The organism is Xylanibacter muris (genome assembly GCF_013166605.1).
GTDB classification, from domain to species: domain Bacteria; phylum Bacteroidota; class Bacteroidia; order Bacteroidales; family Bacteroidaceae; genus Prevotella; species Prevotella muris.
This window is the reverse complement of the sequence record NZ_JABKKF010000003.1, coordinates 42,997-55,928: the sequence shown is the minus strand read 5'-3', so window position 1 is coordinate 55,928 and position 12,932 is coordinate 42,997. Positions and strand designations below refer to the sequence as shown.

Sequence of the window (12,932 nt, the reverse complement as noted above, 5' to 3'; positions counted from 1 at the left end):
AAATCTTGAGACTATGGATGATGAGCAGAAAAAACGCGAAGAGGCGGACAATATTCTTATAAATGATGCTTTCCAACATCTTATAGATACATATTCGGCATCGAGGCACAGAAAGAAAGTAGATATAATAACCAAAGCTTTCAATTTTGCACGTCAGGCACATAAGGGTGTAAGACGATTGTCGGGAGAGCCATATATAATGCATCCCATCGCTGTGGCTCAGATAGCATGCGAGGAAGTGGGACTCGGTTCTACAAGCATTTGTGCGGCACTGCTTCACGATGTTGTGGAGGACACGGATTTCACAACGGAAGACATCGAGAACATCTTTGGCGCAAAGGTCGCCCAGATCGTTGACGGGCTGACAAAGATAAGCGGAGGTATTTTCGGAGACCAGGCATCCGCACAGGCCGAGAATTTCAAGAAGCTGCTGCTGACAATGAGTGACGACATACGTGTGATACTCATCAAGATTTGCGACCGTCTTCATAACATGCGTACCTTGGCGAGCCAGGCGGCAAACAAACAGTATAAGATTGCCGGAGAGACATTGTACATATATGCTCCGTTGGCAAACCGCCTCGGACTGAACAGGATAAAGACAGAACTGGAGAATCTCAGTTTCCGTTACGAACATCCTGACGAGTATTTGAGGATTGAGGAGAAACTCGCTTCCACACAGGCGTCAAGACACACACTTTTCGACCAGTTTACGGCACCGATAGAAAAAGTGCTGAAAAGCCAGGGGGTGGAGTATGTGATAAAGGAGCGTGTGAAAAGTCCTTATTCCATCTGGAACAAGATGCAGCGCAAGCATGTCACATTTGAAGAGATATACGACATTCTTGCCGTAAGGATTGTATTTACCCCGAAGGAACGTGACAATGAGATTAACGAATGTTTCAATATATATGTGGCAATAAGCAAGCTGTACAATATACATCCCAATCGTCTGCGTGACTGGCTTAACCATCCCAAGGCTAACGGCTATCAGGCCTTGCACGTGACATTGATGTCGAAGCAGGGCAAATGGATTGAGGTGCAGATAAGGTCTGACCGTATGGATGAGATTGCCGAGCAGGGCTTTGCCGCACATTGGAAATATAAGGAGGGTGGAGAGATTGAATTTACTGAAGACGAGAATGAACTTAATGAATGGCTTCATACAATAAAAGAGATACTCGATGATCCGCAGCCTGACGCAATGGATTTCCTTGATGCCATAAAGCTTAATCTTTTTGCTTCCGAAATATTCGTGTTTACTCCAAAGGGAGAAATAAAAACCATGCCGGCCGGTTCCACGGCACTTGACTTCGCGTTCTCTATACATACTTTTCTTGGCAGCCATTGTATAGGGGCGAAGGTGAACCACAAACTTGTGCCGTTGAGTCATAAGCTTCAGAGCGGTGATCAGGTGGAGATTCTTACCAGCAAGGCGCAACACGTGCAGCCGTCATGGATAAACTTTGTCAGTACGGCGAAGGCAAAGGCGAAGATACAGGCTATTCTGCGACGTGACGGCAGACAGATACAGAAGCAGGGAGAGGAAGTGCTGATGAGTTTTCTTAAGGCTAATGATATAGAATACAGCAATACCGTGGCAGGGGTCCTGGCTGCTTTCCATGATATTGACAAGCGTGACGACTTCTTTCAGGCTCTTGGCGAAAAAACGATATTGCTCGGCGAGAGTGATGTGAATGAGCTTAAGGGGAAGAAGAAAAGAAAAAAGGTGCCGAACCTTCAAAGCTGGAAGAAATATGTTCCTTTCCTTGGTAATTCCAAAAGCGGTAAGGATATTGGAGAAGAAAGACAGTTGTTTGTCGTGCCGGACAAGTTCAACAGGAAGAAGCCTATCTACATTACCGATGATAACATCACGCAATACAAGTTCATGCACTGTTGTCATCCCATTCCGGGTGATGATGTGCTTGGGTTTATTGACAACAAGAAACAGGTGGAGATACATAAAAGGTCGTGTCCTGTAGCAGCCAAGTTGAAATCCGGTTATGGCAACCGTATTCTTGATGCGAAGTGGGATATGCACAAAAAACTGTTTTTTGATGCGACGATACAGATACGCGGTATTGATCGCATAGGACTTCTGAACGAAGTGACGCAGGTTATTTCCCGTCAGCTCAATGTGAATATCCACAAGGTGAACATTGTATGCGACAATGAAATTTTTACCGGAGTGGTGGACTTGAGGGTGCATGACCGTGAAGACATGAAGAAAATCATTAACAACCTGAAGAAGGTGGATGGGGTTCAGGAAGCTGTGCAGATAATGTAGCAAATTATTTTTGAGGCCTCATGCGAGATATGGGATGCATGGGGATACTTTATGTAAATACCTAAAATAACCGAAACAATGAAAAGAAAATTATTACTGACATTTTTTGCTCTCATGACGATGCTCGCCGTCTCTGCGGCAAACAAGTATGACAACCCTGATACAATTGTCGTGGCGCGCGACGGAACGGGAGAGTTCCGCAACATCGCTGATGCAATAGAGGTATGCAGGGCATTTATGGACTACCATAAAGTGATATATGTGAAGAAAGGCACATATAAGGAAAAACTTGTAATCCCGCAGTGGCTGGATAATATTGAGATTCTTGGAGAGGACCGCGACAATACTGTCATAACATGGGACGACCATGCAAATATCAAGACAATGGAGAGACCGGGCGGTATAGGTACTTTCCGTACATACACATTAAAAATAGAAGGTAATGGCATAACCCTGAAGAATATCACGGTAGAGAACAACTCTCCCAGGATGGGACAGGCTGTGGCATTGCATACCGAAGGAGACCGTCTGGTGTTTATAAACTGCCGGTTTCTCGGGCATCAGGATACCGTATATACCGGTACGGCCGGTGCACGGCTGCTTTTCCACAGCTGTTATATCGAAGGGACAACAGACTTTATCTTCGGCCCTTCAACGGCATGGTTCGAGAATTGCACCATCTGCTGCAAGGCGAACTCTTATATTACGGCCGCGTCTACTCCAAAAGACATTCCATTCGGTTATGTGTTCAATAATTGCCGCATAACCGCAGACACCGGTGTGACGAAGGTTTATCTCGGACGTCCGTGGCGCGACTATGGCTATACGTTGTTCATGGATTGTGACATGGGGGGATTTATCCGTGCCGAAGGATGGCATCATTGGCAGAAGAACCGCGAGCAGACAGCGCGTTATATGGAATATAACAATAGGGGAGAGGGGGCGAATGCCGCTTCGCGTGTGGCATGGAGCCGTCAGCTCACTAAAAAGGAGGCCCGTAAAATAACGATGAAGGCTGTGTTCGCCAGAACAGACAATTGGGAACCTGTCGTTTCAACGAAGATAGGGAAGTAATTGGGGGATATAATAGATTCAAAATGAGGATACGTATATTATTTTGTTTGTTGGTATTTATTCTTCTTGATGCTGTATCTGTTTCTGCCCAGTCGGCTCAGCCTACAGATTATTATCTGTACAATATAATAACATTAGACTGTAATTTGAAGCAGGAACGGATAACGGTTACTGTAGATGACGGAGTGTCGATAGAAAAGTTGCATGATTCCTCCGGAGATATAGTTGTTTTTAAGACTCCTGCTGCGGCACTGATGTTTATTATGTATAATGGATGGGAGTTGTATAAAGAATTTTCTTCTGTCGGTGGTGCCGGCAATTCTTATTCAGGTACAGGAAGTGTTGATATTGATACAGTATATCATTGGATAATAAGGAAACCATGTACTAAGGATGATTTTGTTAATGCCGTAGCAAATGGAATTAAAGGAGTGAAATAACATAATAATACGACTAAAGTAAAAAGCGTCAAACCCAATTCAAATGAGTTTGACGCTTTTTATACTATATCCTATGAGCAGGATTTTTATATGTATTGTGTATAATATGTTTGATTACAACTGTGCGAGTTCAATCACTTTGTCGATGGCTGCGCTGAGGCCGTCGGCATTCTTGCCTCCGGCTGTTGCATAATGAGGCTGTCCGCCGCCACCGCCCTGGATGAGTCTGGCTGCTTCACGCACCATATTCCCGGCATTGAGATTATGGTTTTCCACCATGTCCTCACTTAGCATAATGCTAAGCATCGGTTTGCCGTGATCTATCGAGCCTATTATGCACAAGAGATTCTCTGCTACAGCCTGGCGGATTTTGAATACAAGGTCTTTAGCTCCTTGCGCCGACATTGGAAGTACGGCGGTTATGACTGTTGTTCCGTTGATGTTTCTTGCTTTTTCCAAAAGAGATGTCTTTGTGCGTTCTATCGTCTGCGCGTGGAACTGGTCAATCTCTTTTTTCATTGTGTCGTGTTCCTCGATATATTTGCTTATAACCCCCTGCAGGTCTTTTGCATTGTTGAATAATGAGCGTATTGCTTTCAGACCGTCCTCAATATTATACATGAGTTCCTCACATTCCTTGCCGGTTTTGGCCTCGATACGGCGGATGCCGGCTGCAACGCTGCTTTCGCTTATTATTTTGAACATGCCGATGTGGCCTGTTGCCTGGGCGTGTATACCTCCGCAGAACTCACAACTCGGACCGAAACGCACTACACGTACCTTGTCACCGTATTTCTCACCGAACAGTGCTATTGCACCGAGCTTCTTTGCTTCTTCCAAAGGAGTGTCACGGTGTTCGTCGAGCGGAATGTTCTGACGTATCATGTCATTCACAATACGTTCGACCTTGCGCAAGTCCTCATCGCCTACTTTCTCAAAGTGAGAGAAGTCGAACCTTAGTGTGTCCGCGCTCACATAAGAGCCTTTCTGCTCTACATGATCACCGAGCACCTGTTTCAAGGCATAGTCGAGCAAATGGGTTGCTGTATGGTTGGCTGCGCTTCCGGCGCGCTTGTCAATGTCCACGCATGCCATGAAATCGGCTGTGGGGTCTTTGGGAAGTTCCTTTACGATGTGTATGCTTTGGTTGTTTTCACGCTTTGTGTCTATTATCTCAACAGTTTCGTTCTCGCTTACGAGCACACCGCTGTCACCTACCTGTCCGCCCATCTCACCGTAGAAGGGAGTGTTGTCAAGAACAAGCTCATAATAAGTGTTCTTCTTCTGTGTGACCTTGCGGTAACGCATGATGTGGCATTCGTATTCGGTGAAGTCGTAGCCTACAAACTTCTGTTCACCCTGCAATATTTCGACCCAATCGCTGTTTTCCACTGCAGCGGCATTTCTTGCGCGTGCCTTCTGTTTCTGCATTTCCTCATCGAACTGCTTCTCGTCTACAGAGAAACCGTTTTCACGGCATATCAGCTCAGTGAGGTCAAGTGGAAAACCGTATGTGTCGAACAGGCGGAAAGCCTGCACACCGTCAAGTTCGGTCTTGCCGTTTTCCTTCATATCGTCCATTGCGGCATTCAGCAAGCCTATACCTTTCTCAAGTGTACGCAGGAAAGAATCCTCTTCCTCTTTGATTACGCGTGTGATGAGTTCTCTTTGTGCCGTCAGTTCAGGATAAGCGGCTCCCATCTCGTTTATGAATATGGGTAGCAGTTTATATATAAATGCCTCTTTCTGTTCAAGGAACGTGTATGCGTATCGTACCGCACGGCGAAGAATACGTCTGATGACGTATCCGGCCTTGGCGTTTCCGGGGAGCTGTCCGTCAGCGATAGAGAACGATACTGCACGCAGATGATCGGCAATCACGCGCATCGCCACATCAGTATTCTCGTCCTTACCGTATTCCATACCGGAAAGGCGTGAGATTTCTTTTATTATAGGCTGGAAGATGTCGGTATCATAGTTAGAGTGTTTGCCCTGCATGGCACGTACCAGACGTTCGAATCCCATACCGGTATCAATCACATGCATAGGCAGTGGTTCAAGGCTTCCGTCAGCCTTGCGGTTGAACTGCATGAACACAATGTTCCATATTTCGATAACCTGAGGGTTGTCCTTGTTCACCAGTTCACGTCCCGGTACGAGTGCCTTTTCTTCCGGTGTACGTGAGTCGAGATGTATTTCAGAGCAAGGTCCGCAAGGTCCTGTATCACCCATTTCCCAGAAATTATCGTGTTTGTTGCCATTAATGATATGGTCGGCCGGGACATGCTTTGCCCAGTAGGATGCCGCCTCATCGTCACGTGTGAGGTTTTCTTCCTCCGAGCCTTCAAAAACAGTGACATATAAATCTTCGGGATTGAGATGCAGCACATCCACCAGATATTCCCATGCATAGTCTATGGCCCCCTCCTTGAAATAGTCTCCGAAGCTCCAGTTGCCGAGCATTTCAAACATTGTGTGGTGATATGTATCGTGTCCTACTTCTTCCAGGTCGTTGTGTTTTCCGCTTACACGCAGGCATTTCTGTGAATCGGCGCGCCGGCGCGGCTCCGGTTCGCGTGTACCGAGAATGATATCTTTCCATTGATTCATGCCGGCATTGGTAAACATAAGTGTTGGATCGTCTTTTATTACCATTGGTGCAGACGGCACAATGGCGTGTCCTTTCGACTCAAAATACTTCTTGAATGAGTCGCGGATTTCATTTGCAGTCATCATAAGTTATTTATCTAATATTCAAAAAATCCTTTTAAAAGTTTTGCAAAGATACTTTGTTTTAGTTATATTTGCAAATGTTTTAATAACAGATTTGATAAAACAGAGGAAAACATGGCGCTTAATCATGATAAAAACTTTAAGCTTTACTTTTCCATAAGTGAGGTGGCCAAAATGTTTGATGTAAATGAAAGCACACTCAGATATTGGGAGCAGGAGTTTCCTTATCTGAAACCCAAGACAAAAGGTGCAAGCAAGGTAAGGCAGTATTCGGAAAAGGATATTGAACAGATAAGACTTATACATAATCTGGTTAAAGTGCGTGGGTTCAAGCTTGCTGCGGCAAAGAAGATAATAAACTCCAACCGTGACGGGGCAGACAAGACAGCAATGGTGCTTGAGCGTCTCAATTCAATAAAGGAAGAGTTGGCGGCAATGAGAAAGCAGCTTGATTTACTGACATGAGCATTCCCGTGTCCTGACAGAATAGTTTTCCGTTGATATACAGATAAAAACGGCTTGTTAATACATCCTGACATCATCCATTTGTATTAATAAGCCATTTTTTATTGTAACCGTGACATTTGATGTCCTGTCGTATATGTCCCTAATATATAAGGATTGTTTATTCCTCAAGATATACCATTATGCTTCCGCTGAGCTGGCGCAATGATATTTCGCATAGTTTTGTATTATACTCAGCCTCAAGAATGCGTTCCTCTGTGTCGAGCAGGCTCTGTTGCGCCTCGCGCATTTCAATGCCGGAGAGGTCGCCGAGCATATAGCGTTCGTATGCTATGTAGTGGTTTTCCTGTGCAGTGAGAAGGTTTTGGCGTTCGAGTGCCAGCAGCCTAAGATTGTTTTGATATGCCTGCCACAGGTCGGCAAGGTCGGCTTTCAGCGATTGCTCGAGGCTTTGTTGTGCGAGTTCGGCATTTTCTATGTTTATTTTAGCATTGCGGCGTTCGCTGCGCTTGTTTCCGTCGAAAATATTCAGTCCAATCTTCACTCCGAAGTCTGCTCCCCAGTTGTCTCTTGTCTTTGTGCTTCCCGTGCCGTAGATGTTGTGTGAGTAGTTGTATCCCGCTCCTAACTTTATATACGGGAAGTCGCGGCTGCGTATGCTTTTGAGATCAAGTTCTGCCAATGTCCTGTTCTGTGCGGCCTTTATAAGTGATGCGTTGTTGCGCAGGGTGGTGCTCCAAAGGGTGTCGAACGTAAGATCTGTAGTTACGTTTATTGCGGTGTCGCGTACTGTAAGACGGCTTTCAAGGTCTTTTACAGCCATCAGGCTATATAGTCTGATGCGTGATGAGGCAAGGAGCTCATGCTGCTTCACGCTCTGTGCGCTGTCTGCGTTGAAGTCTACCTGTGCCTGTTGCATGTCAAGGCGCGACGCACTGCCTATGCTGTATCGTTCGAGCACTATGCGCAGCCGTTCCTTCGACAGGGCTACGGCATGGTTGAGGTTGCGCATTCTTATATGCTGCTGTATGAAATTGTAGTATTCGGCTGTAAGGTCGGCAACATAGTCTTCGATGGCGATGCGAGTCTGTGTGGCACTTTGCCTGCGAAGCTCTTGAAGCCTTTTATAGTTTGTCTGAATCTTAAAACCGTCAAATACAGTCCATTCGGCATTCAGACCGGCCGACAGCGTATGGTCGATGGTATTGCGGTTTTTGGTGACATCGCCTGTCCCGCGTGCAGTAGTGTTGCGGTTATATGCCGAACCGTCGTATCCGGTGTTTGCTGTTATTGTCGGAAGATATCCGGCATTGGCCCGTGTCGCGCTGTTCTCCGCCATGCGTTCCTCATTCCTTACTATACGCAGGTCATAGTTATTCTTTAATCCTGTTGTTATGAACAACGGGAGTGAGGCCACTTCCGGTTTCACAGGTGTGTCTTGTGCGTATAAGGAGTTGGCTGGAGCCAATACTGCAAGTATTGACATTATATATGATATTGTCAGTATGATAAATCTCATTTGCTGTCTTTTTTAGATTGGTTCGTTGAGATGTATGAGTATATTGCCGGCACGATGAACATTGTGAGAAGCGTTGATATGAGCATTCCGCCTACTACGGCCGTGCCCATTGCAATGCGTCCGTTGCAGCCTTCACCTGATGCAAACATCAGCGGAAGCAGGCCGAGGATGGTTGATACGCTTGTCATGAGGATAGGGCGTAGACGCTGTGTGGCCGCTTCGCGTATGGCTGTAATCTTATCCTCGCCGGCTTTTTGTCGCTGATTTGCAAACTCTACTATTAAAATACCGTTTTTGGCCACAAGCCCGATGAGCATAATGATTCCTATCTGGCTGAAAATGTTCATTGTCTGTCCGCCGACAGACATGAATATTAGTGCTCCGCAGATTGCCAAAGGCACGGTGAGCATTATGATGAACGGATCCTTGAAACTTTCAAACTGTGCCGCAAGAATAAGATATATGAGCAGCAAGGCAAGGCCGAATGCGAAAAGCAGGCTTGATGAACTTTCGCGGAACTCTTTGGAGTCGCCTGCAAGTGCCGTACGGAAAGTGTCGTCGAGTGTTTCTTTGGCAATCTTGTCCATGGCGTCAAGTCCTTCGCCGATGGTCTTGCCGTCAGCCAGACCTGCAGATATTGTGGCAGACACGAAACGGTTGTAGCGGTATAGTTTCGGAGGCGCCACATCTTCTGTAAGCTCAACAAGGTTTTCCATCTGTATCATCTTTCCGTCTGAAGACCTCATGTATATGGCTTTAAGATTGTTCGGGTCGTTTCTCTGCTGTCTGTTTATCTCCCCTACAATCTCATATTGCTTACCGTTCATGTACAGGTATCCCATCCGTTGGCCGCTCAAACCATATTGCAGTGTCTGTGCTATATCCTTGGTGCTGACGCCCATCATGTTTGCCTTTTCCCTGTTTACGCTGAGCCGTACTTCCGGTTTTGAGAATTTAAGGTCTACGTCTGCCATCTGGAATGTCGGGTCATCGTAAACCTTCGCCATAAATTCAGGCAATACTTTTTGCAGTTTTTCAATGTTTGTGGCCTGAAGCACATATTGTACGGGCATAGACCCGCGTCGGCCTCCAAACGTACTTTGCTGCTGTACAAATGCGCGTGCGTCGGTCTTTTTGCGCACTGCCTTTGACAGTTTTTCCGCCACTTCCATCTGGGTGTAGTCGCGGTCTGTAATGTTTTTGAGGGTGATTTGTATGTTGCCGGTGCCTTCTCCCACACGTGCTGTTATAAACTCTGCATCGGGCATGATTGAATCTGCCAGGCGGTTTATGTCTTCAGTATAGTCGCGCATGTATTCGTATGTGACACCTTCCGGTCCGGATGTTCTTATTGTAATGCTTGAGCGGTCTTCAAGTGGCGCCATCTCAGCTGGTATGCTTGTCCACATAAGCACGCATGCGGCAAGTGCGACGCCCATTATTGCCACAGCGGTCCATCTGTGTTTAAGGAATGATGTAAGCCATTTGGAGTATATCCGGTTCATTCCGTCGAAGAACGGCTCTGACTTGCGGTAGAGCCAGTTCTTTTTCTCACGCCTTACAAGAAGCTTTGTTGCGAGCATGGGAGTGAATGTAAGTGCGGCAAACGATGAAATGATGACAGAGCCTGCTACCACAAAGCTGAATTCGCGGAAAAGCCTTCCGGTGGTTCCTTCCATGAAAACTATAGGGAAGAACACAGCCACCAGTGTTATGGTTGTTGATATGACGGCGAAGAAAATCTCTTTGGCACCTTCGATACCGGCCTCAAACGGTTTCATTCCGCGTTCAATACGTATGTATATGTTTTCAGTCATCACTATGGCATCGTCGACCACAAGACCTACGGAAAGAACGACTGCCAGCATTGACAGTACGTTTATGGAGAATCCGCATACGTACATGATGAAGAATGCACCGATGAGTGATACAGGTATCACTATGCAGGGTATGAGTGTGACGCGCCAGTCGCGCAGGAAGAGGAAAATGATGATAATCACCAGAATGAAGGCTTCATACACCGTGGATTCAACTTCGCTGATGGATGCGCGTATGAATTTTGTGTTGTCAAATCCGTAATCGAAATGCACGTCTTCGGGAAGATCTTTCTTCATCTGTTCCATGCGTTTGTGTACGGCATCGGCAATGTTGATATGGTTGGCTCCTGGTTGCGGAACCACTACCACTCCGACCATTGGCACACCGTTCATTTTCATATAGCTCTTTATGTCGCGCGGAGCCAGTTCCGCACGTCCTATGTCGCTAAACCTGACGATGCGTCCGTCTTGTTCCTTGACAACAAGATTGTTGAATTCCTCTGTGGTGTGCATTTGCCCCATTGTCCTGATGCTGAGCTCTGTTGTGTTTCCCTCTATGGAACCTGACGGCAGCTCCACATTCTCCTTATCGAGGGCGCTCTTCACGTCCATGGGTGTTATTCCATAGCCCGACATTCTTACAGGGTCGAGCCATAGTCTCATGCAGTATCGTTTTTCTCCCCATATTGATACGCTCGACACTTCCGGGATTGTCTGTAGTTGTTCCTTCACAGTCAGGTCTGCAATCTCACTCAGTTCCAGTAACGACCGTTTGTCGCTCTGTAATGCAACCATAAGAATAGGCCGTGCGTCAGCATCGGCTTTTGACACTGTTGGCGGGTCGCAGTCGCGTGGCAGCCATCTTTGTGCACGTGACACCTTGTCACGGACGTCGTTGGCTGCTGTTTCGAGGTCGACGGAAAGTTCAAACTCTACTGTTATGCGGCACGACCCCTGCTGGCTGACGCTTGTGAGTGAGCGTATGCCAGGTATGCCGTTGATGTTTTGCTCCAGAGGTTCGGTTATCTGGCTTTCGATAACGTCCGCATTGGCACCCGGATAAGAGCATGATACAGATATGATAGGATTGTCTACAGACGGGTATTCACGTACTCCGAGGGTGGTATATCCGATAAATCCGAACAGGAGGATTATCAGTGTGAGTACGGTGGCCAGTACCGGCCGGCGTATTGACAGCTCAGATATGTTCATGGTTTATTTCTTTATGGATACGATTACTTTCTGGCCCTGCCGCAGCTGCATCGTACCGCTTGTTATCACGGTGTCGCCGATGCTAAGGCCTCGCAGTACCTGCACCTGTGCGTCTGTGCGCAGTCCTTTGGTTATTTTAGCCGGTTCCGCCACTCCGTTTTTATATATGAATACCTTGTCGATGCCCATTTCCGATACAATGGCTTCGCTTGGCACTGCAAGAGTACGGTCGTATTTTTTGGTCGTAAGGTTTACGTTTACATATCGTCCCGGTACGAGTTTTCCGTCCTTGTTTGCATATATAGCCCTGATGGTGTATGTTCTTGTTTCCGGATCAACCCTTGAATCTGAGGCATATACTTCAGCCATGCGCGGTGTGAGGTCGCCCTCGGCTGTAAATGTCAGCGGTGTGCCTTGTGCCAGTGTTCCTGCATATCGCTCCGGCACGCTGAACTCAACTTTCAGCGGGCTTGTCTTGGTAAGTGTGGCTATGGTAGTTGCTGTTGTTGCGAATGCTCCGGCACTTACCTGTCTGAGACCTATTGTGCCGGCAAATGGCGCGCGCAGTTCGGTCTGTGCTATTTGTGCCTTTACTCCGTCTATTTCTGCTTTCAGGGCCGCAAGGTTTGCTTCGGCCTCCTGAAAGGATTCCTTGCTTACGGCCTCTTTTGCCAGAAGGGCTTTGGCACGGTATAGTCTGTCGTTCATAAGTTTCAGCTGTGCTTGTTTCTTGCGCAACTCAGCCTGTAGCGGAGCATCGTTTATTTTGGCAAGAAGCTGTCCTTTTGCCACGTGTGTGCCTTCTCTGAAAAAAATGTCTGTTATTTTGCCGGATGTTTCGAATGACAGGCCTACTTCTTCATCGGGTACAAGACTTCCGCTGACAAATATTCCGTCTGTGAGAGACTGCTCGCTGAGGATGACAGCCCTGACATTTAATGCCTTACCCTGGTCTTTTTTGCCTTTGGCATTTTGTGAGGTGTCTTTCAACTCCGGGTTTTCGTGAGGCATGAATGTTTTTATTCCCAGACCGGCCAGTCCTAATACTACAACGCCGACTATTCCTAATCTTACATATTTATTCATATTTTATTTTTTGACGTGTTATGAAGCGTTTTTATAAAGTATTGTAATATCTTTATTTTGACACATTTTTTATAAGAAGGCTTAATGATACGCCTTTATTAAAAGATTCTTTAACATAAGGATGATGTCAAAAAGGCAATGACGGATGTTTAATCAGTCGTAAAATAAAGTTTTGCCGGTTTCTTAATCTGTACTGCTCCGTTGGTCCTTTGGGCCACAAAGATATTATGACGTAAGACGAAGGTAGTATTCCATAAGAATAAGAAATGGCGGATGACTTCAGGAGAATAATAGAT

The 12,932-nt window shown here is 46.4% G+C and carries 8 protein-coding genes; 4 read left to right on the top strand and 4 right to left on the bottom strand.

Annotated elements, in window-relative coordinates:
- The first annotated feature begins 13 nt into the window (after positions 1 to 13).
- The 3 genes from HPS56_RS04245 (at position 14) to HPS56_RS04235 (ending at position 3,804) form a co-directional block, all read left to right on the top strand.
- Positions 14 to 2,290, top strand: a complete 2,277-nt coding sequence (locus HPS56_RS04245) for a RelA/SpoT family protein (protein ID WP_172274388.1) — start codon at positions 14 to 16, stop codon at positions 2,288 to 2,290.
- 78 nt (positions 2,291 to 2,368) lie between these two features.
- Positions 2,369 to 3,364, top strand: coding sequence for a pectinesterase family protein (locus tag HPS56_RS04240; RefSeq protein WP_172274385.1), 996 nt, complete (start codon positions 2,369 to 2,371; stop codon positions 3,362 to 3,364).
- A gap of 47 nt (positions 3,365 to 3,411) precedes the next feature.
- On the top strand, positions 3,412 to 3,804 hold the full coding sequence (locus HPS56_RS04235) for a hypothetical protein (RefSeq protein WP_172274383.1): 393 nt from the start codon (positions 3,412 to 3,414) through the stop codon (positions 3,802 to 3,804).
- 114 nt (positions 3,805 to 3,918) lie between these two features.
- On the opposite strand, the gene alaS is transcribed toward HPS56_RS04235, so the two are convergent.
- Positions 3,919 to 6,540 carry an alanine--tRNA ligase gene (gene alaS / locus HPS56_RS04230; RefSeq protein WP_172274380.1) on the bottom strand — a complete coding sequence of 874 codons (2,622 nt, stop codon included), beginning with the start codon at positions 6,538 to 6,540 and terminating at the stop codon, positions 3,919 to 3,921.
- Positions 6,541 to 6,651: 111 nt separating this feature from the next.
- On the opposite strand from alaS, the gene HPS56_RS04225 reads away from it, so the two are divergent.
- Positions 6,652 to 7,002: a MerR family transcriptional regulator gene (locus HPS56_RS04225; RefSeq protein ID WP_172274378.1), complete on the top strand. Its 351-nt coding sequence runs from the start codon at positions 6,652 to 6,654 to the stop codon at positions 7,000 to 7,002.
- Positions 7,003 to 7,162: 160 nt separating this feature from the next.
- Here HPS56_RS04225 and HPS56_RS04220 read toward each other — a convergent pair whose 3' ends face one another.
- Genes HPS56_RS04220 through HPS56_RS04210 form a run of 3 tightly spaced genes read right to left on the bottom strand, consistent with a single transcriptional unit; the run spans position 7,163 to position 12,636 of the window.
- Positions 7,163 to 8,521 carry a TolC family protein gene (locus HPS56_RS04220; RefSeq protein WP_172274375.1) on the bottom strand — a complete coding sequence of 453 codons (1,359 nt, stop codon included), beginning with the start codon at positions 8,519 to 8,521 and terminating at the stop codon, positions 7,163 to 7,165.
- Positions 8,518 to 11,550 carry an efflux RND transporter permease subunit gene (locus HPS56_RS04215; protein ID WP_172274373.1) on the bottom strand — a complete coding sequence of 1,011 codons (3,033 nt, stop codon included), beginning with the start codon at positions 11,548 to 11,550 and terminating at the stop codon, positions 8,518 to 8,520. The genes HPS56_RS04220 and HPS56_RS04215 overlap by 4 nt, the downstream gene beginning before the upstream one ends.
- A 3-nt stretch (positions 11,551 to 11,553) precedes the next feature.
- Positions 11,554 to 12,636, bottom strand: a complete 1,083-nt coding sequence (locus HPS56_RS04210; protein ID WP_172274370.1) for an efflux RND transporter periplasmic adaptor subunit — start codon at positions 12,634 to 12,636, stop codon at positions 11,554 to 11,556.
- Between the last annotated feature and the right edge of the window lie 296 nt (positions 12,637 to 12,932).